This window comes from Pseudomonas sp. SIMBA_041, from assembly GCF_046535095.1.
GTDB lineage: Bacteria > Pseudomonadota > Gammaproteobacteria > Pseudomonadales > Pseudomonadaceae > Aquipseudomonas > Aquipseudomonas mucoides.
In genome coordinates, this window is sequence record NZ_JAWRXJ010000001.1 from 447,657 (window position 1) to 472,409 (window position 24,753).

The 24,753-nt window shown below is 58.7% G+C and carries 21 protein-coding genes and 2 pseudogenes; 19 read left to right on the top strand and 4 right to left on the bottom strand.

All coding sequences use genetic code 11. The features are described from left to right. The first annotated feature begins 54 nt into the window (after positions 1-54). Positions 55-1,353 (top strand): amino-acid N-acetyltransferase, encoded by a 1,299-nt coding sequence (gene argA, locus SB725_RS02095; protein ID WP_027926474.1) that lies wholly within the window; start codon positions 55-57, stop codon positions 1,351-1,353. Between the two features lie 191 nt (positions 1,354-1,544). On the opposite strand, the pseudogene tauA reads toward argA, so the two are convergent. Continuing rightward, positions 1,545-1,757: pseudogene (gene tauA / locus SB725_RS02100) on the bottom strand (taurine ABC transporter substrate-binding protein); the annotation flags it as partial. 363 nt (positions 1,758-2,120) lie between these two features. Between tauA and SB725_RS02105 the strand changes: the two are divergent. From SB725_RS02105 to SB725_RS02145, 9 genes are all read left to right on the top strand, one after another. Next, the gene (locus SB725_RS02105; protein ID WP_027926476.1) at positions 2,121-3,449 is read left to right on the top strand and encodes an OprD family porin; all 1,329 of its coding nucleotides are present in this window, start codon (positions 2,121-2,123) and stop codon (positions 3,447-3,449) included. Positions 3,450-3,856: 407 nt separating this feature from the next. After that, complete coding sequence (locus tag SB725_RS02110) at positions 3,857-5,197, top strand: OprD family porin (protein ID WP_027926477.1); 1,341 nt, start codon at positions 3,857-3,859, stop codon at positions 5,195-5,197. A gap of 292 nt (positions 5,198-5,489) precedes the next feature. Further along, positions 5,490-6,128 (top strand): peroxiredoxin, encoded by a 639-nt coding sequence (locus SB725_RS02115; RefSeq protein WP_410921199.1) that lies wholly within the window; start codon positions 5,490-5,492, stop codon positions 6,126-6,128. A gap of 259 nt (positions 6,129-6,387) precedes the next feature. Further along, positions 6,388-6,981: an NADPH-dependent FMN reductase gene (gene ssuE, locus SB725_RS02120; protein WP_059181991.1), complete on the top strand. Its 594-nt coding sequence runs from the start codon at positions 6,388-6,390 to the stop codon at positions 6,979-6,981. 89 nt (positions 6,982-7,070) lie between these two features. After that, positions 7,071-8,036 (top strand): sulfonate ABC transporter substrate-binding protein, encoded by a 966-nt coding sequence (locus SB725_RS02125; RefSeq protein WP_059181992.1) that lies wholly within the window; start codon positions 7,071-7,073, stop codon positions 8,034-8,036. A 26-nt stretch (positions 8,037-8,062) separates the two neighbouring features. After that, on the top strand, positions 8,063-9,211 hold the full coding sequence (gene ssuD, locus SB725_RS02130; RefSeq protein WP_027926481.1) for an FMNH2-dependent alkanesulfonate monooxygenase: 1,149 nt from the start codon (positions 8,063-8,065) through the stop codon (positions 9,209-9,211). An 8-nt stretch (positions 9,212-9,219) separates the two neighbouring features. Next, on the top strand, positions 9,220-10,002 hold the full coding sequence (ssuC, locus tag SB725_RS02135) for an aliphatic sulfonate ABC transporter permease SsuC (RefSeq protein WP_027926482.1): 783 nt from the start codon (positions 9,220-9,222) through the stop codon (positions 10,000-10,002). Beyond that, on the top strand, positions 9,999-10,805 hold the full coding sequence (ssuB, locus tag SB725_RS02140; protein WP_410921201.1) for an aliphatic sulfonates ABC transporter ATP-binding protein: 807 nt from the start codon (positions 9,999-10,001) through the stop codon (positions 10,803-10,805). Before ssuC ends, ssuB begins: the two co-directional genes overlap by 4 nt. Before the next feature lie 107 nt (positions 10,806-10,912). Continuing rightward, the gene (locus tag SB725_RS02145; RefSeq protein ID WP_003229256.1) at positions 10,913-11,128 is read left to right on the top strand and encodes a molybdopterin-binding protein; all 216 of its coding nucleotides are present in this window, start codon (positions 10,913-10,915) and stop codon (positions 11,126-11,128) included. A gap of 143 nt (positions 11,129-11,271) precedes the next feature. Here SB725_RS02145 and SB725_RS02150 read toward each other — a convergent pair whose 3' ends face one another. Together SB725_RS02150 and SB725_RS02155 are read right to left on the bottom strand one after the other, a co-directional pair. Beyond that, entirely contained in the window at positions 11,272-11,910 is a 639-nt protein-coding gene (locus SB725_RS02150; RefSeq protein ID WP_027926484.1) for a TetR/AcrR family transcriptional regulator, read from the bottom strand. Between the two features lie 227 nt (positions 11,911-12,137). Further along, positions 12,138-13,514 carry a glutamine synthetase family protein gene (locus SB725_RS02155; protein ID WP_017341358.1) on the bottom strand — a complete coding sequence of 459 codons (1,377 nt, stop codon included), beginning with the start codon at positions 13,512-13,514 and terminating at the stop codon, positions 12,138-12,140. A 278-nt stretch (positions 13,515-13,792) separates the two neighbouring features. Here SB725_RS02155 and SB725_RS02160 point away from each other — a divergent pair. From SB725_RS02160 to SB725_RS02195, 8 genes and pseudogenes are all read left to right on the top strand, one after another. Continuing rightward, positions 13,793-14,083: pseudogene (locus tag SB725_RS02160) on the top strand (gamma-glutamyl-gamma-aminobutyrate hydrolase family protein); the annotation flags it as partial. A gap of 111 nt (positions 14,084-14,194) precedes the next feature. Next, entirely contained in the window at positions 14,195-15,553 is a 1,359-nt protein-coding gene (locus SB725_RS02165) for a glutamine synthetase family protein (RefSeq protein WP_027926485.1), read from the top strand. A 59-nt stretch (positions 15,554-15,612) separates the two neighbouring features. Beyond that, the gene (locus SB725_RS02170; RefSeq protein ID WP_027926486.1) at positions 15,613-16,977 is read left to right on the top strand and encodes an aspartate aminotransferase family protein; all 1,365 of its coding nucleotides are present in this window, start codon (positions 15,613-15,615) and stop codon (positions 16,975-16,977) included. Between the two features lie 183 nt (positions 16,978-17,160). Further along, positions 17,161-18,258, top strand: coding sequence for a polyamine ABC transporter substrate-binding protein (locus SB725_RS02175; protein ID WP_027926487.1), 1,098 nt, complete (start codon positions 17,161-17,163; stop codon positions 18,256-18,258). 245 nt (positions 18,259-18,503) lie between these two features. Further along, positions 18,504-19,601, top strand: coding sequence for a polyamine ABC transporter substrate-binding protein (locus SB725_RS02180; protein WP_027926488.1), 1,098 nt, complete (start codon positions 18,504-18,506; stop codon positions 19,599-19,601). Between the two features lie 73 nt (positions 19,602-19,674). Then, positions 19,675-20,817: an ABC transporter ATP-binding protein gene (locus SB725_RS02185; RefSeq protein ID WP_027926489.1), complete on the top strand. Its 1,143-nt coding sequence runs from the start codon at positions 19,675-19,677 to the stop codon at positions 20,815-20,817. A 35-nt stretch (positions 20,818-20,852) separates the two neighbouring features. Then, positions 20,853-21,734, top strand: a complete 882-nt coding sequence (locus SB725_RS02190; RefSeq protein WP_172825964.1) for an ABC transporter permease subunit — start codon at positions 20,853-20,855, stop codon at positions 21,732-21,734. After that, positions 21,731-22,621 carry an ABC transporter permease subunit gene (locus tag SB725_RS02195; RefSeq protein ID WP_027926491.1) on the top strand — a complete coding sequence of 297 codons (891 nt, stop codon included), beginning with the start codon at positions 21,731-21,733 and terminating at the stop codon, positions 22,619-22,621. Before SB725_RS02190 ends, SB725_RS02195 begins: the two co-directional genes overlap by 4 nt. Before the next feature lie 142 nt (positions 22,622-22,763). On the opposite strand, the gene SB725_RS02200 is transcribed toward SB725_RS02195, so the two are convergent. After that, positions 22,764-23,405 (bottom strand): HD domain-containing protein, encoded by a 642-nt coding sequence (locus SB725_RS02200; RefSeq protein ID WP_027926492.1) that lies wholly within the window; start codon positions 23,403-23,405, stop codon positions 22,764-22,766. Between the two features lie 338 nt (positions 23,406-23,743). Here SB725_RS02200 and SB725_RS02205 point away from each other — a divergent pair, with 338 nt between their 5' ends. Then, the gene (locus tag SB725_RS02205) at positions 23,744-24,709 is read left to right on the top strand and encodes a GlxA family transcriptional regulator (protein WP_027926493.1); all 966 of its coding nucleotides are present in this window, start codon (positions 23,744-23,746) and stop codon (positions 24,707-24,709) included. The last annotated feature ends 44 nt before the right edge of the window (positions 24,710-24,753 follow it).

Here is a 24,753-nt window from a genome sequence, read left to right on the forward strand (position 1 = left end):
TGCGTTTTCAGTTTCGCCCATTTTTTGGCTGCTATTTATTACAGGCCCAGGTTCATGCCCGAATACGTTAATTGGCTTCGTCACGCTTCGCCTTACATCAATGCCCACCGCGATTGCACCTTTGTCGTCATGCTCCCCGGCGATGGGGTGGAGCATCCGAATTTCGGCAATATCGTTCACGACCTGGTGCTGTTGCACAGCCTGGGGGTGCGCCTTGTGCTGGTTCACGGTTCCCGTCCGCAAATTGAAACCCGCCTCGCCACGCGTGGCCTGACCCCGCATTACCATCACGGCATGCGCATCACCGATGCTGCGACGCTGGAGTGTGTGATCGATGCAGTCGGCCAGTTGCGTATTGCTATTGAAGCGCGCCTTTCCATGGACATGGCCTCGTCGCCGATGCAGGGCTCGCGCCTGCGGGTGGCCAGCGGCAACCTGGTCACGGCGCGGCCGATTGGTGTGCTCGAAGGTGTGGATTATCACCACACCGGCGAAGTGCGTCGGGTCGACCGCAAAGGCATCAATCGCCTGCTGGACGAACGCTCCATCGTGTTGCTGTCGCCGTTGGGCTACTCGCCGACCGGTGAAATCTTCAACCTCGCCTGTGAAGACGTCGCCACTCGCGCGGCCATCGACCTGGGCGCGGACAAGCTGCTGCTGTTTGGCGCCGACCCGGGCTTGATCGATGAAAACGGTCGTCTGGTGCGCGAATTGCGTCCGCAACAAGTGCCGGCGCATTTGCAGCGGCTGGGCAGCAACTATCAGGCTGAATTGTTGGATGCAGCCGCTGAGGCCTGTCGGGGCGGCGTGGCGCGCAGCCATATCGTCAGCTACGCCGAAGACGGTGCTCTGCTGACCGAACTGTTCACCCGTGACGGTGGCGGTACGCTGGTGGCGCAGGAACAATTCGAAGTGGTGCGTGAAGCCGCGATCGAAGATGTCGGCGGTTTGCTGGACCTGATCAGCCCGCTGGAAGAGCAGGGGATTCTGGTGCGTCGCTCCCGTGAAGTGCTGGAACGTGAGATCGAGCAGTTCAGCGTGGTTGAACGCGAAGGCATGATCATCGCCTGTGCGGCGCTTTATCAGATTGCCGACTCGGACGCCGGGGAGCTGGCGTGCCTGGCAGTGAACCCGGAATACCGGCATGGCGGTCGCGGTGATGAGCTGCTGGAGCGCATCGAAACCCGTGCCCGGGCCCAGGGGTTGAAAACCCTGTTCGTGCTGACGACCCGCACCGCTCACTGGTTCCGCGAGCGCGGGTTCGTGCCGAGCAGCGTTGAACGCCTGCCGTCAGCACGGGCTTCGCTGTACAACTATCAGCGTAATTCGAAGATCTTCGAAAAGACCCTGTGATCCTGTGGCAGTGATCGTTCCCACGCAGAGCGTGGGAAGGATCATCAGTCAGCCACAAACTTCGCACTGACATACGCCGAATAATCCGGCAGCACCGTCTCTACCTTCCCTTGCTCTTTCAAGAGCTTCGCCGTCTCGCCAATCGCCTTCGCCGTGCCGCCCTCCAGTAGCGCAGTGGTTTGCTGAGTGCGCGCGGTCACCACTTCCGGGCCGCTGTTGAAGCGACGCCAGTCAATTTTCTCGCCGATTGTTTTTTTCGTACGGACCGTCTGCCTGGGGACTTTGCTGGGGGCGATACCGGTTGGGTAGCCCACGGTCAAGTTGGCCGCCTGAGCGGAGAGCGTAAATAATCGCGATACACAAACTGTAACAATTTGACTGGATAGTGCGCGTTTGGTCGTCATGGCGGGGCCCTTCGGTAAGGTTTTGTTTCCGAATTGCTTCAAACGCTAAACGATCTAAAAAACGGCTAGTAAATACTGTTTAGGAATTAGCTTATGAGCTGAGGGCCCTATTCTGGGGGGCTGGGAGCGGCGCAGAGCTTAATTCCTAAAGGGTATGAGAAAAGAGGCAGCTAGTTCTTTTCAGGTTTATGACGAACTCATGACCTGCATGGACCAAAAAACGGGGGATTAGACCATGGTCGTAGACACACATAGTTACGATTGACTTGTGGGTCACGCTCTGGCGCTAATCGCGCATCTTAGGATTCCAAGCATCGACTTGGGGCCAGGAACACAAGAATTAGAAACGAGAGGAGCTAAACAATGAACAAGTCCACCTTGGCCTTGGCCGTGGCCGTAGGGGTTTTGGCGCAGCAGGCAGGCGCCGCCGGTTTCCTGGAAGACAGCAAGGCTTCCGTCAGTTCCCGCACCATGTATTTCAACAACGATAACCGTGACGGCGGTGCCGATCAGAAAGAGACCGCTGAAGGCCTCAAATTTGATTACCTGTCCGGTTTCACCCAAGGTACTGTCGGCTTCGGTATCGACGCTCAAGCACTGGTCGGTATCCATCTGGACGGCGGCAAGGGGCATCACCCGTACCCGAGCTCATTCTTCCCAAGCGACTCCGATGGTTCGGCGGCGAGTGAGTGGAGCCGTGCGGCAGCTAACGTAAAGGCACGCTTCTCCAAGACCGAGGCCCACTTGGGCGGCGCGTTGCAACCGAACATGCCGATTCTGGTCGCGAACGACAGCCGTCTGCTGCCACAGACCTTTGAGGGTGGCACGATCTCCTCGAAGGAAATCGACAACGTTACCTTCAACGTTGGTCAGTTGGAGCACGCGGCGGGTCGCGCCTCTTCCAACAGCACCGGTCTGGCCGTGGCTGGTGGTACCGAGGAGAGCAACCAGTTCCGTTACGCCGGTGCCGACTGGAAGGTCACCAAAGACCTGACTCTGCAGTACTACCACGCGAATCTGAAGGACTACTACAAACAGGACTTCCTGGGTCTGGTACATGTCTGGCCGATTGGTACCAATCAGTCCTTCAAGACGGACCTGCGCTACTTCGATAGCGGTTCCGATGGCAAGAACGGCGATGCGGGCTATCAGTTCAACAACAACGGTGGTTACGCCAAGACCCCGGGCGAGGTCGACAACAAGACCTGGAGCGCCATGTTCACCTACACCCTGGGTGGCAACGCGTTCCTGCTGGGTCATCAACGCGTCAATGATGACGGCGGTTTCGTCTACCTGAACCAGGGTAGCGTTGTGAATGACAACCGTCGCAGTGAAGAAGCGGGCGGCGCGAGCTTCTACCTGTTCACCGATTCCATGATCAACGGCTTTGTCCGGGCCGGTGAAAACACCACGTTCGGTCAGTACTCCTACGACTTCGCTGCGTTGGGTGTGCCAGGTCTGAAAGCCTCGGCCGCCTACCTGTATGGCGATAACATCAAGGCCAAAAACGGTACCAGCCCTGATCAGTCCGAGTGGGAACGCGACCTGCGTGTGGACTACACCATCCAGCAAGGCGTACTCAAAGGCTTCGGCACAACACTGCGTCATGGCACTTACCGTGGCAGCGATACCGGTATCGCCAGCCAGGACCAGACCCGTCTGATCTTCAACTACACCTACAGCTTCATGTAATACGTTTTCAGAAAAAGCCTCGCCAACTGGCGAGGCTTTTTTTTGCCTGTCAATATTCCAATAACTGCAGTTGTGCGTACTTTTTATTCTTTTTGGTTTTTGTCACGGGCACCTAAAGTGGGCTCCGACCGGTCCTCATCGTGGAGCCGGCGTTAGTTGAAAAACCTCGTAAGTAGAACAGGTCAAGGAATTGGCTTTCATGCCGATACCTCGGATCTGTGCTGTGCAGGCATATACCTAAACGGTATTAAAAAGAAAAACAAAATTCTTTTTGGCTTTATGAAGCTGTGTATCCTGCACGGCCAAAATGACCGGCCTAGAAGGCTCGGCAACAATTGCGCGTCTTAGGATCCAGGGCATTCGACCCAGGACCAGGACCACAAGCATTAGTAATGAGGAGCGAAACAATGAACAAGTCCACCTTGGCCATCGCTGTGGCCGTTGGGGTTTTGGCGCAGCAAGCAGGCGCCGCTGGTTTCATCGAAGACAGCAAGGCCACCCTGGGGCTGCGTAACTTCTACATCAACACCGATAACCGTGACGGTACCGGTCCGAACAAAAACGAAGAGTGGGGCCAAGGCTTCGATCTGCGTTTCATCTCCGGTTACACCCAAGGCACCGTCGGCTTCGGTATCGATGCGATCGGCCTGTTGGGCGTGAAGCTGGATTCGGGCGGCGGCACCAACGGCGCGACTGCCACCTCGTACGGCGGCACTGTGTTCCCGAGCAAGTCCAACGGCGAAGCGGTTGATGACTTCTCCAGCCTGGGCCTGACGGCCAAGGCCAAGGTTTCCCAGACTGAGCTGAAACTGGGCACCTTGCAGCCGAAAAACCCGGTCATCGTGACCAACGATGGTCGTCTGCTGCCGCAAACGTGGCAGGGTGGCCAGATCACTTCCGCCGAGATCAAGGACCTGTCCCTGGTCGGTGGTCAGATCGAAGCCGTTAAAGGCCGTAACTCCAGCAACAACGAGCAGATGTCCATTTCGGGCGCGAACTCCCGTGGGACCAAATTCCGTGACAGCAACAAGTTCATCTACGCCGGTGGTGACTACAAAATCACCAAGGACCTGACGGCCCAGTACTACTACGGCAACCTGGAAGAGTTCTACAAGCAACACTTCCTGGGTCTGGTTCACAACTGGGCAATCGGCCCGGGCGTGTTGAAGTCGGATTTCCGTTACTTCAACAGCTCTGACGACGGTGCCAACGGTCACGACCCGCTGTACTACACCACTGGCAACTACAACGCGCCAAACGGTAAAGGCAAGGTCGACAACAACCTGTACAGCGGCCTGTTCCTGTATTCGGTTGCCGGTCATACCTTCGGTGGCGGTTACCAGGTCAGCAACGGCAGCAGCGACTTCCCTTGGCTGAACCAGGGTGACGGTTCGTCGAACTACACCATCACCGATTCGCAAATCCAGAAGTTCGGCCGTGCCGGCGAGAAAACCTGGCAAGCACGCTACTCGTTCGACTTCGCCAAGGTTGGCGTACCAGGCCTGACCGCCGGTATGGTTTACCTGCGCGGTGACAACATCGACACCGTCAACGCAAAAGGTGGCGAGTTGGCCAACGGCGCTTCCGAGTGGGAACGCGACTTGAGCGTTGCCTACGTCCTTCAGGACGGCCCGCTGAAGAACCTTGGTGTTGCCTGGAAAAACGCTATGTGGCGCACTGACCTGCCGGGCACTCGCTCCCAGGACGAAAACCGCCTGATCCTCAGCTACTCGATCCCGCTGTTGTAATAGCGCTCTTGTAACCGAGACAAAAAAAGCCCCGCCCGGCATCTCGCCCGGCGGGGCTTTTGCGTTTCAAGGCGGGGTCACCCCCGTAAACCCGCCTCGAAATTCCCCTCTTTTGCAGCACTCAAGGCCTTCTCGAACCTTGTGGGCGATGTTGGGCGCGTTGTCTGTTCGCGTCCAGTGAACAGATCTTTAATATTTCTTTATGATCTAAATAAATCGATATTTATTCTTTTTAATTATTCGCGGATGCAGGCAAAGTCGAGCTCAACACGCATTCACCAGGAGCAGCATCATGAGCCTCAGACTGGGCGATATCGCCCCCGACTTTGAACAGGACTCCAGCGCCGGCACCCTCCGTTTCCACGAATGGCTGGGCGATAGCTGGGGTGTGCTGTTTTCCCATCCGGCGGACTTCACCCCGGTGTGCACCACCGAACTGGGGTTCACCGCCCGGCTCAAGGACGAATTTGCCCAGCGCGGGGTCAAGGCCATCGCCCTGTCGGTTGACCCGGTGGACTCGCATCACCGGTGGATCGAGGACATCAACGAAACCCAGAACACCCTCGTCAACTTCCCGATCCTCGCCGATGCCGACCGCAAGGTGTCGGACCTGTACGACCTGATTCATCCCAACGCCAACGACACCCTGACCGTGCGCTCGCTGTTCGTGATCGACCCGAACAAAAAGATTCGGCTGACCATCACCTACCCGGCGAGTACCGGCCGCAACTTCCACGAAATCCTGCGGGTCATTGATTCGCTGCAACTCACCGATAACTACAAGGTGGCGACCCCGGCCAACTGGCAGGACGGTGATGAAGTGGTGATCGTGCCGTCGCTCAAGGACGAAGATGAAATCAAGCAACGTTTTCCCAAGGGTTATCGGACGGTGAAACCGTATCTGCGCCTGACGCCGCAGCCGAATCGCTAAACATTTTCTGCGCGGCTTGAATCGCCATTGCAATGAGGCCCTGACAGGCACTGCAGAACCCAGATCCAATAGCAGGGGATTTCAGGCCGTTTCGACGGCCTTTTTTTATGTCAGGAAAGCACTGTTTTATATATCTCCATAAAGCATAACCAAATGAATAAATATGATTTATGGATATAACAATCAGCTGTTAAGGTCACTCCCATCCCAGCGAGATCGCAAACCGCGAATCGCCAACACCGTTCAAGGAATCCTCTGAATGCTGGTCGTCTCACTCGGTGGCAGTCCCAGCCAACGCTCCCGATCCGGGGTGCTGCTGGAACGCTCCCAGCGCTGGTTGCAGGAGCAAGGGGTAGAAGTGGTGAGTTACCAGATTCGGGATTTCCCGGCGGAAGACTTGCTGCACGCACGCTTCGACAGCCCCAAGGTCATCGACCTGCTGCAACAGATTGAAAACGCCGATGGCCTGCTGATCGCCACACCGGTTTACAAAGCGTCGTTCTCCGGCGCACTGAAAACCGTGCTGGACCTGCTGCCCGAGCGCGCCCTGGCCCACAAGGTCGTATTGCCGATGGCCACCGGCGGCAGCATCGCCCACATGCTGGCGGTGGACTACGCACTCAAGCCCGTGCTGTCGGCACTGAAAGCCCAGGAAATGCTTCACGGAATTTTTGCGGTAGATAGCCAGATCGCTTACGGCGAAGGCAGTGCCCAGGCGCAATTGGCGCCGGAGCTGGAACAACGATTGAACGAGTCGCTGGACCTGTTTTTCAGCGCCATGGCGCGACGGCCCAAGCCGCTCGATCCGAACCTGTTGAATGAACGTTTGTTGAGTGCTCGCTGGAGCATTTGAGCCTCACCCGACATTGATCCACTCACCTTACTCAGCCGCCAACGGCCAAGCAGGTGCAGCCAACACCCAACTGCAAAAAGGAGAGCGCTATGCGCACTGTCATTTTGCGTCGTGGTCTGGTCGCTCTGTTTGTTGCGGCTGTGTCCTTCGGCGCCATTACTCAAGCTCAAGCCGAGACGTTGCGAATCGGTTATCAAAAGTACGGCACGCTGGTGCTGCTCAAAGCCAAGGGCACCCTGGAAAAACGTCTCGCCGCCCAAGGCGTGGACGTGCAATGGACTGAATTCCCCGGCGGCCCGCAGCTGCTCGAAGGCCTGAACGTTGGCTCTATCGACTTCGGTGTGACCGGTGAAACCCCGCCGGTGTTCGCCCAGGCTGCCGGCGCCGATCTGCTCTACGTCGCCTACGAACCACCGGCGCCCCACAGCGAAGCGATCCTGGTGCCGAAGGACTCGCCGATCAAATCGGTGAAGGACCTCAAGGGCAAGAAAGTCGTGCTCAACAAAGGCTCCAACGTCCACTACCTGTTAGTGCGTGCGCTGGAAGACGCCGGCCTCAAATACACCGACATCCAGACCGTGTTCCTGCCGCCAGCCGATGCTCGCGCTGCCTTTGAGCGTGGCAGCGTCGACGCCTGGGTCATCTGGGACCCGTACCAGGCCGCTGCCGAGAAACAACTGCAAGCGCAGACCTTGCGCGATGGCCAGGGCATCGTCGACAACCATCAGTTCTACCTCGCGACCAAACCTTACGCACAGAAAAATCCTGAGGTGATCAAGACCCTCGTCGAAGAAGTGCGCGCGGTCGGTGAATGGTCCAAGGCCAATCCCGAAGACGTGACCCAACAGGTGTCGCCACTGCTCGGTCTGCCGGCCGACATTACCCTGACCTCGGTGAAACGCCAGGGCTATGGCGCGCTGTTCCTCACGCCTGAAGTGGTCGCCGCGCAACAGAAAATCGCCGACACCTTCTACCAGCTCAAGCTGATTCCGAAGCCGTTGAGCATCAAAGACGTGATCTGGACGCCACCGGCAGCCGTTGCGAAAGCGCAGTAATTCGATTCTTTGAAGGAGACCACTCCATGAGCCTCAATATTTTCTGGTTCCTGCCTACCCACGGCGACGGCCATTACCTTGGCACCGCCGAAGGCGCTCGCGCCGTCGACCACGGTTACCTGCAACAAGTCGCGCAAGCGGCGGATCGATTGGGTTTCGGCGGGGTGCTGATTCCTACCGGGCGCTCCTGCGAAGACTCGTGGCTGGTGGCCGCGTCGCTGATCCCGGTGACCCAGCGTTTGAAATTCCTTGTCGCTCTGCGCCCCGGGATCATTTCCCCGACGGTGGCCGCGCGTCAGGCGGCGACCCTGGATCGTCTGTCTGGCGGTCGTGCGTTGTTTAATCTGGTCACGGGCGGTGATCCGGACGAATTGGCCGGCGACGGTTTGTTCCTCAGCCACGAAGAGCGCTATCAGGCCTCGGTGGAGTTCACCCGCATTTGGCGTCGCGTGCTCGAAGGCGAAACCGTTGATTACGACGGTCAGCACATCAGCGTGAAAGGGGCGAAATTGCTCTATCCGCCGATCCAGCAACCGCGTCCGCCGCTGTACTTCGGTGGCTCGTCGGAAGCGGCGCAAGACCTCGCGGCAGAGCAAGTGGAAATGGTCCTGACCTGGGGCGAACCGCCGGCCGCCGTGGCCGAAAAAATCGAGCAAGTGCGCGCCAAAGCGGCGAAGCTCGGTCGCACAGTGCGCTTCGGTATTCGTCTGCATGTAATCGTTCGCGAGACCAACGCCGAAGCCTGGCAAGCCGCCGATAAATTGATCTCGCATCTGGACGATGAAACCATCGCTCGTGCCCAGGCTTCGCTGGCGCGTTTCGATTCCGTCGGCCAGCAACGCATGGCCGCCCTGCATGGCGGCAGCCGCGACAACCTCGAAGTCAGCCCCAACCTGTGGGCCGGTGTCGGTCTGGTGCGTGGCGGTGCCGGTACGGCATTGGTCGGCGACGGCCCGACCGTGGCCGCCCGCGTGAAGGAGTACGCGGACCTGGGCATCGACACCTTTATCTTCTCCGGTTATCCACACCTTGAAGAGTCTTACCGCGTGGCCGAATTGCTCTTTCCGCATCTGGACATTCAACGTCCGGAGTTGCCGAAGGGGGCCAACTACGTCAGCCCGTTCGGCGAGATGGTCGCCAACGACATCCTTCCCAAAGCCGCGTCCCGGAGCTGAGGCGCGCCATGAAAAAAATCATCCACAACCTCGCGCCGTGGGCGTTGCCGGTGTTGCTGCTGGCGGTGTGGCAGTTGTCGGTGTCGGCGGGCTGGTTGTCGACGCGGATCCTGCCAGCACCGATCGCCGTGATCGAAGCCGGTGTGAGCCTGGTGCGCAGCGGTGAAATCTGGACGCACCTGGCAATCAGCGGCTGGCGCGCCGCGTTGGGCTTCACTATCGGCGGCTGCATCGGCCTGGTGCTGGGCTTCATCACCGGCCTGTCGACATGGGGCGAACGCCTGATCGACAGTTCGGTGCAAATGATCCGCAACGTGCCGCACCTGGCGCTGATTCCACTGGTGATTCTGTGGTTCGGCATCGACGAGTCGGCGAAGATTTTCCTGGTGGCGCTGGGCACGTTGTTCCCGATTTACCTCAACACCTATCACGGCATCCGCAACGTCGATCCGGCACTGGTGGAGATGGCGCGCAGTTATGGCTTGTCTGGTTTCAGCCTGTTTCGCCAGGTGATTCTGCCGGGTGCGCTGCCTTCGATTCTGGTCGGTGTGCGTTTTGCGTTGGGCTTCATGTGGCTGACGCTGATCGTTGCGGAAACCATTTCGGCCAGTTCCGGCATCGGTTATCTGGCGATGAATGCCCGAGAGTTTTTGCAGACCGACGTGGTGGTGCTGGCGATTCTTCTGTACGCGGTGCTTGGCAAACTGGCCGACCTCGCGGCCCGTGGACTTGAACGCGTATGGCTGCGCTGGCACCCGGCTTATCAGGTAGTCAAAGGAGGTGCGGCATGACCGCTCAGCAACCTCCACGCCTGCTGCGCGGGATTGCGCTGGTGGTGCGCAAGCTGCAAAAAACCTTTGGCTCGCGGCAGGTATTGCGCGAGATCGATCTGCACATTCCGGCGGGCCAATTCGTTGCGGTGGTCGGGCGCAGCGGCTGCGGCAAAAGTACGTTGCTGCGTTTGCTGGCGGGCCTCGACAAACCTACGGGCGGTGACTTGCTCGCCGGCGCTGCGCCGTTGAGTGATGCGCGGGAAGACACCCGATTGATGTTCCAGGAAGCGCGTTTGCTGCCGTGGAAAAAGGTCATCGACAACGTCGGCCTCGGCCTTAATGGCGACTGGCGTGCGCAAGCCCTTGAAGCACTGGAGTCGGTCGGCCTGGCGGATCGCGCCAATGAATGGCCGGCGGCCTTGTCCGGTGGACAAAAGCAACGTGTGGCGCTGGCCCGTGCGTTGATCCATCAACCGCGCTTGCTGCTGCTCGACGAACCGCTGGGCGCGCTGGATGCCCTGACCCGAATTGAGATGCAGCAACTGATCGAGCGGCTCTGGCGCAAGCATGGTTTCACCGTGTTGCTGGTGACCCACGACGTCAGTGAAGCGGTGGCGATTGCCGACCGGGTGATCCTGATCGAAGAGGGCGAAGTCGGCCTCGACCTGATGGTGGAACTGCCGCGCCCTCGGGTGCGCGGTTCGCATCGGCTGGGGGCACTGGAAACCGAAGTCCTCAATCGCGTCCTCGCACAGCCCGGCGAACCGCCGGAACCGGAACCCGTTTCACCCTTGCCTACGCAATTGCGTTGGGCGCAATAGACGCAGCGGCGAGTTGCAAGCTTCAAGCGGAAAGAGGAAGCAGAGCGCTTTTACTTGCTGCTTGTAGCTTGCCACTTGCAGCTCATTTCGACCTCAGGAGAAATCGTATGACTATCAAAGCCATCAACGTTCGTAACCAATTCAAAGGCTCGATCAAGGAAATCGTACTGGGCGACGTGCTGTCGGAAATCGACGTTCAGACCGCATCCGGCATCGTTACTTCGGTGATCACCACCCGCTCGGTGAAAGAGCTGGAACTGGTGGTCGGCAGTGAAGTGATTGCGTTTGTGAAATCCACTGAAGTGTCGATCGCCAAGTTGTAACTTATTCAGTGAAATCGGCGGTGCGGCCTTCGCGAGCAGGCTCGCTCCTACAGGGATTTTTGTCGTACACAAATTCTGTCTGCGCTGAAGATCAACTGTAGGAGTTAGCCTGCTCGCGATGGGGCCATTAAAACCCGCGAAATTCAGGCAGGGATAACGCGCTTGTGTAAGTACGGCGGCAAGTACAACCCAAGATAAGCATCAAACACCCGCATCCCTTCCTCGGCCATCCGCGGCGTGATCTGACCATGCTGCTGCACCGAGCGCGCATAAACGCGGTCACCGAGCTCCATCGCCAGCGCAAACACATCCACGTCCGTTGGCAGCTTCGGCAATTCGAAATGGTGATCGAAAAGTTTGTGCATCAGGTCGCCCAGTTCGATGTCGTGCTGGCGGTCGGCCTGGGTGACTTCGGTCAGGCCATGCTGGGCGAGGATCAATTGGCGGGCGGCGGCGTCTTCGCTGTAGATCGCCAGCATACGCTGCTCCACCAGGCGCGACAGGTCACGCCAGCCGCTGAGGGCGCCATGCTCGATGGGCGCTTGCAGGCAGGCGCGGAACGCGGCGTGGACGTCGGCCGTCAGCGCTTCAAGCAGCGCCGGGACGCTGGCGAAGAAGTGGTAGACGGAGGAGGGCGGGATCTCCGCGCGCTCGGCGACGCTGTAGATCGACAGACTGGCCACGCCCTCGGCGGCCAGCAGCGTGCGGGCGGCATCGAGTATCGAATCGATCCGCGCCTGACTGCGGGCGCGGGGTTTGCGTGGGGTGGCGAGTCGGGTCATTGAAGTCTCCTGCGGGGGCAGCGGGCATTGTACGAGCAGGGTTTGATGTTGTCTGCCAGGACGCCATCGCGGGCAGGCTCGCTCCCACAGTTGATCGATGTGAAACACAGATTTGGCGTACGCCATAGATCCCTGTGGGCGCGAGCTTGCTCGCGACCCGCCGAAGGCGGCCATAAAAAAACGCCGTAAGCTGTAAAGCCGACGGCGTTCTTTTTTACTGCAACCGCTTACACGGTATGCAGGTACCAGTTGTACTCAAGGTCGGAGATGGAGTGTTCAAACTCCTCCAGCTCGCTTTCCTTACAGGCCACGAAGATATCGATGTATTTAGGATCGATGTACTTGGCCATGACTTCGCTGTCGTCCAGCTCACGCAATGCGTCGCGCAGGTTGTTCGGCAGGCTTTGCTCGTTCTGCTCGTAGGAGTTGCCTTCCACGGGCGCGCCCGGCTCGATCTTGTTGGTCAGACCGTGATGCACGCCTGCCAGGACCGAAGCCATCAACAGGTATGGGTTGGCGTCGGCGCCGGCCACACGGTGTTCGATGCGTACGGCATCGGAGGAACCGGTTGGAACGCGGATCGCTACAGTACGGTTGTCCAGGCCCCAGCACGGCGAGTTCGGCACGTAGAACTGTGCGCCGAAACGACGGTAGGAGTTGACGTTCGGGCAGAGGAAAGCCATCTGCGCGGGTAGGGTCTCGAGCACACCGCCGATCGCGTGACGCAGTGCGGCGTTCTGCTCGGGATCCTCGCTGGCAAAAATGTTTTTGCCGTCTTTATCAAGAATCGAGATATGTACGTGCAGACCGTTGCCCGCCTGGCCCGGGTAAGGCTTGGCCATGAACGTGGTGTCCATTTCATGGTCGTAGGCGATGTTCTTGATCAGGCGCTTGAGCAGGACCGCGTAGTCGCAGGCCTTGATCGGGTCGGCCACGTGGTGCAGGTTCACTTCGAACTGCGCCGGGGCACTTTCCTTGACGATGGCGTCGGCCGGGATGCCTTGCTCTTTCGCACCTTCCAGAATGTCCTGGAGGCAGTCGACGTATTCGTCGAGGTCGTCGATCAGGTAGACCTGAGTCGAGTGCGGGCGTTTGCCGGAGATCGGCGAGCGCGGAGGTTGTGGGCGGCCATTCACGTTCTCCTGGTCGATCAGGTAGAACTCCAGTTCGAAGGCTGCGCAGATGGTCAGGCCCATCTCGTCGAACTTGGTCACAACTTGACGCAGGACTTCACGGGGATCCGCGAAGAAAGGGTCACCTTCGAGTTCGTGCATGGTCATCAACAGTTGCGCGGTAGGGCGCTTCTGCCAAGGCTCATTGCACAGGGTGTCAGGGATTGGATAGCAGATTCGGTCAGCATCACCGATGTCCAGGCCCAGGCCGGTGCTTTCCACCGTCGAACCATTGATATCCAGAGCAAATAGAGAGGCCGGCAGGTTGATGCCTTTCTCGTAAACCTTGTGGAGGCTGGTGCGTTCAATGCGCTTGCCGCGCACCACACCATTCATATCCGCAATCAGAAGGTCAACGTACAGAACCTCAGGATGTTCCTTAAGGAACGCGTTCGCTTCGTTAAGCTGAACGGCACGCGGGGGTACCGACATGATGCAACACCTTTGTTGTTAAAAATATCAATCATTGATCTCTTCGGATTCCAGTCAACCCGAACGGCATGCCGAAGTCAAGCGAGGCCTTTTTTGCCCTAAAAAAGCGCTCGTAAGGCTTTTTTGGGGCACTTTGGAGCGTTTTTATGCCTTTGAACGCTTTGGCTGCCGCGGGCTTGAGCGGGGCGTGTTGTATTTTTTACGGGGGTGTTGTGTAAAAAAATGAACAAGGCTAAGCTCGATTCAAACCCATAACACCAATAATACCGGGGTGCTTCATGTCTCGCCTGCCGTTAATCGGCGTCACCAACTGCTCTAGGCAGATTGGTCTGCATGCTTATCACATCAGTGGCGACACCTTCGTCCGCGCCGTGGCCTCGAAGGCTCCGGGACGGCTGGTCTTTCTGCCGTCCCTGACGGATTGCCTGTCTCCGTCCGATATTCTGGACGGCCGAGATGGCACCCCCATTACGGTTACTTCATTCAATATAGAACCGATTCACAATAGCGGCCCGGCTTTCGCTCAGGGCATTGCTCGTGATTCTGCACGCCCGGCGTTTGCCGCACCGTCCGGGGAAACACGATAGCCTGACGTAGACACCCGTTTCAACGCGACGCCGATGCGTCAACTATTGCCTGATGCGAGCAAGCGTCAGGAAACTCAAAGCCTAGAGGCATTTATGAGTAACAACCTCGACCAGCTCACCGATTGGTTGAAAGACCACAAGATCACAGAAGTCGAATGCATGATCGCCGACTTGACCGGGATCACCCGGGGCAAGATCTCGCCGACCAACAAGTTCATTGCAGAAAAAGGCATGCGCCTGCCCGAAAGCGTTCTGTTGCAGACCGTGACTGGCGACTATGTCGAAGACGACATCTATTACGAACTGCTCGACCCGGCCGACATCGACATGATCTGCCGCCCCGACCAGAACGCCGTATTCCTCGTGCCGTGGGCCATCGAGCCCACCGCCCAGGTGATCCACGACACCTACGACAAGCAAGGCAACCCGATCGAGCTGTCGCCGCGCAACGTGCTCAAGAAGGTCCTCAAACTCTATTCCGACCGCGGCTGGCAGCCCATCGTGGCGCCGGAAATGGAGTTCTACCTGACCAAGCGCAGCGACGACCCCGACTACCCGCTGCAACCGCCAATCGGCCGTTCCGGGCGTCCGGAAATCGGGCGTCAGTCGTTCTCGATCGAAGCGGCGAACGAATTCGACCCGCTGTTCGAAGACGTCTACGACTGGTGCGAATTGCAGGAACTGGACCTCGACACGCTGATCCACGAAGACGGCACGGCGCAGATGGAAATCAACTTCCGTCACGGCGATGCCCTGTCCCTGGCCGACCAGATCCTGGTGTTCAAGCGCACCATGCGTGAAGCCGCGCTCAAGCATGACGTGGCGGCGACGTTCATGGCCAAGCCCATGACCGGTGAGCCGGGCAGCGCGATGCACTTGCACCAGAGCATCATCGACATCGAAACCGGCAAGAACATCTTCTCCAATGAAGACGGGACCATGAGCCAACTGTTCCTGCACCACATCGGTGGCTTGCAGAAGCTGATCCCTGAGTTGTTACCGCTGTTCGCGCCGAACGTGAACTCGTTCCGCCGCTTCCTGCCGGACACCTCGGCACCGGTGAACGTGGAGTGGGGCGAAGAGAACCGCACCGTGGGCCTGCGGGTTCCGGATGCCGGGCCGCAAAACCGTCGGGTGGAAAACCGCCTGCCGGGCGCTGACGCCAACCCGTACCTGGCGATTGCCGCGAGCTTGCTCTGCGGCTACATCGGCATGGTCGAAGGGCTCAACCCGAGCGCACCGGTGGTGGGTCGTGGCTATGAGCGCCGCAACCTGCGCCTGCCACTGACCATCGAGGACGCGCTGGAACGCATGGAAAACAGCACGACCATCGAGAAATACCTGGGCAAAAACTTCATCACTGGCTACGTCGCGGTCAAGCGGGCCGAGCATGAAAACTTCAAGCGCGTCATCAGTTCGTGGGAGCGTGAATTCCTGCTCTTCGCCGTCTGATACGCCGGGCGCCGTCGTTGTCGGGCGGCGCTTTCACCTGATTTTTTTTGGAGATTGGTATGACCAGCAATAATCCGCAAACCCGTGAATGGCAAACCCTGAGCAACGATCACCACCTGGCCCCGTTCAGCGACTTCAAGCAGCTGAAAGAGAAAGGCCCGCGCATCATCACAAACGCCAAGGGCGTTTATCTGTGGGACAGCGAAGGCAACAAGATCCTCGACGGCATGGCCGGCCTGTGGTGCGTCGCGATCGGTTACGGGCGTGATGAACTGGCCGACGCGGCCAGCAAGCAAATGCGCGAACTGCCTTACTACAACCTGTTCTTCCAGACCGCTCACCCGCCGGTACTGGAACTGGCCAAGGCCATCGCCGACATCGCGCCGCAAGGCATGAACCACGTGTTCTTCACCGGTTCCGGCTCCGAAGGCAACGACACCATGCTGCGTATGGTTCGTCACTACTGGGCGATCAAGGGCCAGCCGAAAAAGAAAGTCATCATCAGCCGCAAGAACGGTTATCACGGTTCCACCGTGGCCGGCGCGAGCTTGGGTGGCATGACGTACATGCACGAACAAGGCGACTTGCCGATCCCGGGCATCGTCCACATCGCGCAGCCGTACTGGTTCGGCGAAGGCGGCGACATGACGCCTGAAGAGTTCGGCGTCTGGGCGGCGAATCAGCTGGAAGAGAAGATTCTGGAAATCGGCGTGGACAACGTCGGCGCCTTTATTGCCGAGCCGATCCAGGGTGCCGGCGGCGTGATCATTCCGCCTGAGACCTACTGGCCGCGCATCAAGGAAATCCTCGCCAAGTACGACATCCTGTTCGTGGCAGACGAAGTGATCTGTGGTTTCGGCCGCACCGGTGAGTGGTTCGGTACCGATTACTACGACCTCAAGCCCGACATGATGACCATCGCCAAGGGCCTGACCTCCGGCTACATCCCTATGGGTGGCCTGATCGTGCGTGACGAAGTGGTTGCCGTACTGAACGAAGGCGGCGACTTCAACCACGGTTTCACCTACTCCGGTCACCCGGTGGCGGCTGCGGTGGCACTGGAAAACATCCGCATCCTGCGCGAAGAAAAAATTATCGAGCGCGTTCATGCAGAAACGGCACCCTATTTGCAAAAGCGTCTTCGGGAACTGAACGATCACCCGCTGGTGGGGGAAGTGCGTGGGGTCGGTCTGCTGGGGGCCATTGAACTGGTTCAGGACAAAGCCACGCGTAAACGTTACGAAGGCAAGGGCGTCGGCATGATCTGCCGCCAGTTCTGCTTTGACAACGGCCTGATCATGCGTGCCGTGGGCGACACCATGATCATTGCTCCGCCACTGGTGATTACACCGGCTGAAATCGACGAGTTGGTGACCAAGGCACGCAAGTGTCTGGACCTGACCCTGAGTGCGTTGCAGGGCTAAGTGCTAGGCTCTGAGCGGGGTGCGAAGCTGGCACTTCGCTCAGGGCAAATTAAGGATGGGTCTTTCCTTGAAAGCCTGCCTCGGAACTTGCCAGACTACCGGTTGTTCGGATGCCCAGTAAAAGGCCGCTGAGCACGTGGTTAAAAAGAAAAAATTGGAGCATTACTGATGAAGGCATTAGGTATGAAGATAGCTGGCAAGACCCTTCTCGCCATGTCCCTGTTGGGCGCGATGGCGGGTGCAGTTCAGGCGGACGACAAGGTGTTGCACGTCTATAACTGGTCCGATTACATCGCTCCGGACACGATCGCGAACTTTGAAAAAGAGTCCGGGATCAAGGTGGTGTACGACGTTTTCGACAGCAACGAAACCCTCGAAGCGAAGTTGCTGGCAGGCAAGTCCGGTTACGACATCGTCGTGCCGTCGAACAACTTCCTGGCCAAGCAAATCAAGGCCGGCGTTTACCAGAAGCTGGACAAGTCCAAGCTGCCTAACTGGAAAAACCTGAACCCTGAACTGCTCAAAGCAGTATCGGTGAGTGACCCGGGTAACGAGCACGCCTTCCCGTACATGTGGGGTTCGATCGGTATCGGCTTCAACGCCGAGAAGGTCAAGGCGGCACTGGGCGCCGACGCACCGACCAATTCCTGGGACCTGATCTTCAAGCCTGAAAATGCTGCCAAGTTGAAGTCGTGCGGTATCAGCCTGCTGGATTCGCCAACCGAGATGATTCCGGCGGCGTTGCACTACCTGGGCCTGCCGACCGACAGCCAGAAGAAGGAAGACATCGACAAGGCTGAAGCCCTGCTGTTGAAAGTTCGTCCTTCGATCGCCTACTTCCACTCGTCCAAGTACATCTCCGACCTGGCCAACGGCAACATCTGTGTAGCCGTGGGTTATTCGGGTGACGTGTACCAGGCCAAGTCCCGCGCGGCTGAAGCCGGTGACAAGGTGAAAGTCAGCTACAACATTCCGAAAGAAGGTGCCGGCAGCTTCTACGACATGGTCGCCATCCCTAAAGATGCCGAAAACGTCGAAGGCGCCTACAAGTTCATGACCTACCTGCAGAAGCCGGAAGTCATGGCTGCAATCACCAACGCCGTACGCTTCCCGAACGGTAACGCAGCTGCCACACCGTTGGTTGATAAAGACATCACCAGCGACCCGGGCATCTACCCGCCAGCGGACGTGATGGCCAAGCTGTACGCGATTGCCGACTTGCCGGCCGCGACCCAGCGTCTGCTGACTCGCAGCTGGACCAAGATCAAATCGGGTAAATAAGACGTAAAACCCTGTAGCAGCTGCCGCAGGCTGCGTCCGACTGCGGAGCAGTTGTGCTGTTGAAAACGCGGGAAGGTCCTTCGGACCTTAACGCCGCCTTCGGCAGCTGCTACAGGTATCTGCATAAAAGTTTTGCTGGAACGGTTTTTCGAGGGTAAGTTGCGCGCCGGTTTTGTTGCCGGGCAGCCATGGCTGTCATGTAACGCGGGGCAACTTGGGCCCAACTAATTTTAGAGGACCTCCACTTGCCTATTTTTTCTTTGTTTCGCAATGCCATGCTGGTCGCAGCCGGGTTGACGCTGGCCGTCAATGTCCAGGCCGCCGGCACTGTGCATGTTTATAACTGGTCGGACTACATCGGCTCTACCACCCTGGCAGACTTCCAGAAAGAGACCGGCATCAAGCCGGTTTACGACGTCTTCGATTCCAACGAAACCCTGGAAGGCAAGTTGCTGGCCGGGCGTACCGGTTACGACGTCGTCGTGCCGTCCAACCACTTCCTCGGCAAGCAGATCAAGGCAGGCGCTTTCCAGAAGCTCGACCGCTCCAAACTGACGAACTACGGCAACCTCGACCCGGTGCTGCTCAAGCGCCTGGAGCAGAACGATCCGGGTAACCAGTACGCTGTGCCGTATCTGTGGGGCACCAACGGCATCGGTTACAACGTCGACAAGATCAAGGCTGTGCTGGGCGTCGACAAGATTGATTCCTGGAGCGTGCTGTTCGAGCCGGAGAACATCAAGAAACTGCACAGCTGCGGTGTAGCGTTCCTCGACTCGGCTGACGAAATGATGCCCACGGTCCTCAACTACATGGGCCTGAACGCCAACAGCACCAACCCGGAAGATTACAAAAAGGCCGAAGCCAAGTTGCTGGCCGTGCGGCCTTACGTGACGTACTTCCACTCTTCCAAATACATCACCGACCTGGCCAATGGCGATATCTGCATCGCGATCGGTTTCTCCGGCGACATGTTCCAGGCTCGCAACCGTGCGAACGAAGCCAAGAAAGGCGTGAAGATCGCCTACACGATTCCGAAAGAGGGCGGCGCGCTGTGGTTCGACATGCTGGCGATTCCAAAGGACTCGGCCAACGTCAAGGAAGCCCACGCCTTCATCAACTATTTGCTGAAACCTGAGGTGATTGCCCAGGTCAGTGATTACGTCGGCTACGCCAACCCTAACCCCGGGTCGGACAAACTGATGGAACAGTCCATTCGCACCGACGAAGCGGTTTATCCACCGCAAGCAGTCCTCGACAAGACCTACGTGTCGGTCGAGTTACCACCGAACATTCAACGTTTGATGACCCGTAGCTGGACCAAGGTCAAGACGGGTAAATAGCTTCAAGGCTCAAACTATCCAAGGTTGGCTCACCTTGAGCGAACTGCACTCTTTTTTTCTGGGAGTTTCGTAAATGGCAGTTGCCTCCGGCGCCTATAAGAAAGCCCTCGAGGGCGACCAGTCACCTAAACAGGTGTTGGTCAAAATCGACCGGGTCACGAAGAAGTTCGACGAGACGATTGCCGTGGACGATGTGTCCCTGGAAATCAAGAAAGGCGAGATTTTCGCCCTGCTCGGCGGTTCGGGATCGGGCAAATCCACCTTGCTGCGCATGCTCGCAGGCTTCGAACGGCCCACGGAGGGGCGCATTTACCTCGACGGCGTCGACATCACCGAGATGCCGCCGTACGAGCGACCGATCAACATGATGTTCCAGTCGTACGCTTTGTTCCCGCACATGACCGTGGCGCAGAACATCGCCTTTGGCCTCAAGCAGGACAAACTGCCGGCCGCTGAAGTCGATGCCCGCGTGGCCGACATGCTCAAGCTGGTGCAGATGAGCCAGTACGCCAAGCGCAAGCCGCATCAGTTGTCCGGTGGCCAGCGTCAGCGTGTGGCCCTGGCGCGCTCCCTGGCCAAGCGACCGAAGCTGTTGCTGCTCGACGAGCCGATGGGTGCACTGGATAAAAAGCTGCGTTCGCAAATGCAACTGGAGCTGGTCGAGATCATCGAGCGCGTCGGCGTAACCTGCGTCATGGTGACCCACGACCAGGAAGAAGCCATGACCATGGCTGAGCGCATCGCGATCATGCACCTGGGCTGGATCGCCCAGATCGGCAGCCCGATCGACATCTACGAAACCCCGACCAGTCGCCTGGTCTGCGAGTTCATCGGCAACGTCAACATCTTCGACGGTGAAGTGATCGACGACGCCGAAGGTCACGCCACCATCACCTGCAAGGACCTGGACCGCCAGATCTATGTGGGCCACGGCATCAGCACCTCGGTGCAGGACAAATCCGTGACCTACGCGATCCGCCCGGAAAAACTGCTGGTGACGCCGACCATGCCGACCTGTGAATACAACTGGTCCAGCGGCAAGGTGCACGACATCGCCTACCTCGGCGGCCACTCGGTGTTCTACGTCGAACTGCCGAGCGGCAAGATCGTCCAGTCGTTCGTCGCCAACGCCGAGCGCCGTGGCCAGCGCCCGACCTGGGGTGACCAGGTTTACGTGTACTGGGAAGACGACAGCGGCGTGGTGCTTCGTTCATGAACATGCGCAAATTCAAACGCCGCCTCAATCGAATAATTCCCGGTGGCCGTCAGCTGGTCATCGGGGTTCCGTTCATCTGGCTGTTCATGTTCTTCATGTTGCCGTTCTTCATCGTCTTGAAGATCAGCTTCGCCGAAGCCGACGTGGCCATTCCGCCGTACACCGAGATCTACAACTTCGTCGACCAGAAGCTGCAGGTGCTGCTCAACCTCGGCAACTACGCGATGCTCGGCGACGACGAGTTGTACATCGCCGCTTACCTCGGCTCGTTGAAGATGGCGTTGTTCAGCACCATCCTCTGCCTGCTGATCGGTTACCCGATGGCCTACGCCATCGCCAGCGCCCGTAAAGAGCTGCAAACGGTGCTGGTGCTGCTGATCATGATGCCGACCTGGACCGCGATCCTGATTCGCGTGTATGCGTGGATGGGCATCCTCAGCAACAACGGCCTGCTCAACGGTTTCCTGATGAGCATGGGCTGGATCAACGAACCGCTGCAGATCCTCAACACCAACCTCGCGGTGTACATCGGTGTTGTTTATTCCTACCTGCCGTTCATGATCCTGCCGCTCTACGCCAACCTGGTGAAGCACGATCAGAGCCTGCTGGAAGCCGCCTCGGACCTCGGTTCGAGCACGTTCAACAGTTTCTGGAAGATCACGATTCCGCTGTCGAAAAACGGCATCATCGCCGGTTGCATGCTGGTATTTATCCCGGTGGTCGGTGAGTTTGTGATCCCGGAACTGCTCGGCGGTCCGGAAACCCTGATGATCGGTAAAGTGCTGTGGCAAGAGTTCTTCAACAACCGTGACTGGCCGGTGGCGTCTGCCCTGGCGGTGGTGATGCTGGCGATCCTGATTGTGCCGATCATCCTGTTCAACCGCAGTCAGGCCAAAGAAATGGAGGGCAAAGAATGAAGCGCTTCAGTTTCTCCAGCCTGATGCTGGTATTCGGTTTGCTGTTTATCTACGCCCCGATGCTGATCCTGGTGATCTACTCGTTCAACGCCTCGAAACTGGTGACGGTGTGGGGCGGCTGGTCGATCAAGTGGTACGTCGGCCTGCTCGACAACAGCCAACTGATGGGCTCGGTGGTGCGCTCGCTGGAAATCGCCTGCTACACGGCGATTGCAGCGGTTGCGCTCGGTACATTGGCGGCGTTCGTCCTGACCCGTATCACCCACTTCAAGGGGCGTACGCTGTTCGGCGGTCTGGTGACCGCACCGTTGGTGATGCCCGAAGTGATCACCGGTCTGTCGCTGTTGCTGCTGTTCGTGGCGATGGCGCAGATGATCGGTTGGCCACAGGAACGCGGGATCATCACCATCTGGATTGCGCACACGACGTTCTGTGCCGCGTATGTGGCGGTGGTGGTGTCGGCGCGCTTGCGTGAGCTGGACCTGTCCATCGAAGAAGCGGCCATGGACCTCGGTGCACGGCCGTGGAAGGTGTTCTTCCTGATCACCATCCCGATGATCGCGCCGTCGCTGGCGGCGGGCGGCATGATGTCGTTTGCCCTGTCGTTGGATGACCTGGTGCTGGCGAGTTTCGTGTCGGGCCCGGGTTCGACGACCTTGCCGATGGAAGTGTTCTCGGCGGTGCGCCTGGGCGTGAAGCCGGAGATCAACGCGGTGGCCAGCCTGATTCTGCTGGCGGTGTCGATCGTGACCTTCCTGGTCTGGTTTTTCAGCCGCCGCGCCGAAGAAAGCCGCAAGCGTGCGATTCAGCAAGCCATCGAAGAAGGCGCTGCCGACTCCTGGAAACAACCGGACGTACGCCGCGCCCCGGCGCCGGAAGCGGCTTAAGCGCAATGCCGGGTTGACCACAAATACGTGGCCAACCCAACTCCCCTGTGGGAGCGAGCTTGCTCGCGATGAGGCCATTACATTCAGCGAAGATGTTGAATGTTAGTCCGCCATCGCGAGCAAGCTCGCTCCCACAGTTGTTTCAGGCAACCCAAGGGGATTTGCGGATGATCTCGACAAAGTTCATCGGCTTGAACCCCACCTCGCTGTCCACCAGCACATCCGCATTCACCGTGCCGAACGTCGTGTCCGGCTTGTGCTTGAAGCCGTTGGCGAACGCACACAGGATGCACTCCTTGAACCCATCACCGCGTGGATGCGCATGCACCACCGCCTCGCGCTGCACGGTGGAAAACGCCGCGTAGTCGATTCCCAGCACATCCATTTCAACCCCGGCGGTCACCAGCGCCACGTTCGGCCGCAGGTGCTGCGGCACGCCCGGTGTGGTGTGCAGCGCAATCGACAGCCAGACTTGCTCGATATCGTCATCGCTCAGCCCATAAGGCTTGAGGAACGCCTTGGCGGCATTGGCACTGTCGACTTCAAAACGCTCGTCAGCGCTGCGATGACCTTCCACCAGACCGAGGTCATGGAACATTGCGCCGACGTACAACAGCTCCGGGTTGTAGGCCAGTTGCTTGCGTTCGCCGCTCAAGGCACCGAACAGGAACACCCGGCGGGAGTGGTGATACAGCAGGTCGGATTCGACGTCGCGGATGTATTCGGTGGTGGCCTTGGCCAGTGCGCTGTCGGGGATTTTGATACCGGCAATGATGCTGCTCATGGTGATTTCCTCGTGGGGAACGCCGTGGCGGCGCTGATGGGTAAAGTCTGTGCCGCCCCCTGAAACCGGACAATCGATCCATGGCTGCGATCCTTGCCAATGAACCTGCATATCGCGCCAACCTCGCTTGTTGCGCCTGGATTGGCTAAGTTGGACGGATCTGTAGCAGCTGCCGAGCCTGCGTTCGGCTGCGAAGCAGTCGTAAACCCGGAGTACGCGGTTTACCTGAAAAACCGCGGTGCCTGATTTCACGACTGCTGCGCAGCCGAACGCAGCCTCGCACGCTCGACAGCTGCTACCGGTCGCGTAATGGCTAACAATTGAGGGCGTTTGTTTCCATGAGTAAAACCGTCGCCATCGTGGTCTTCGCCGGCGTTCAGTCCCTGGACGTCACCGGTCCCATGGATGTGTTTTCTGAAGCCAATCGTTTCCTCGAACCAGCGGATCACTATCGATTGGAAGTGATCGGCGTCGAGCGCGGGGTGATGCCGTGTTCCAACGGTCTGTCGCTCAATGCGCACCGGCACTTCAGCGAAGCGCTTGAGGCGTATGACTTGCTGCTGGTGGCCGGTGGGCCGCAGTTGCCGTTCATGGATTTCGGCGCGGCGTTCGATACCTGGTTGCGATCTGCCTGCGCGCGGGCGCAACGCTTTGGCTCGATCTGCAACGGCGCCTTCATCCTCGCCCGGGCCGGATTGCTGGAGGGGCGAACCGTGACGACTCACTGGGGTGACGCTGCCGCGCTGGCTCAGTTATGTCCGTCGACTCAGGTCGAAGCGGATCGCTTGTACGTGCAGGACGGTGAGCTCTACACCTCGGCCGGGGTCACGGCGGGGATCGATTTGTCGTTGTATCTGCTGGCCATGGACCACGGACCGGAAGTCGCATTGAACGTGGCCAAGCGCCTGGTGGTGTTCACCCAACGCTCGGGCGGGCAATCGCAGTTCAGCCCGTTTCTCACGCCCCACGCTGAACCCACCTCTGCCGTGGCGCTGGTTCAGCTCTACGTGCTGGCCAACCTTACCGGCGACCTGACCATCGCGGACCTGGCGAACGCGGCCAACATGAGCACCCGCAATTTTTCCCGGGTGTTCGCCAAGGAAGCCAAAATCACCCCGGCGGAATTCGTCGAGCGGGCGAGGGTGGATGCGGCGCGGGTGCTGCTGGAGAGCACGCATTCGCCGCTCAAGACCGTGGCCTACCAATGTGGATTCCGCGATGCCCAGCACATGCGCAGCGTGTTCAACCGCCGATTGGGGGTAACGCCACAGCAGTTCAGGCTGAACTTTGCGGCGATGGTTTGAAGGCCCCATCGCGAGCAGGTTCACTCCTACAGTTGAAACGCATT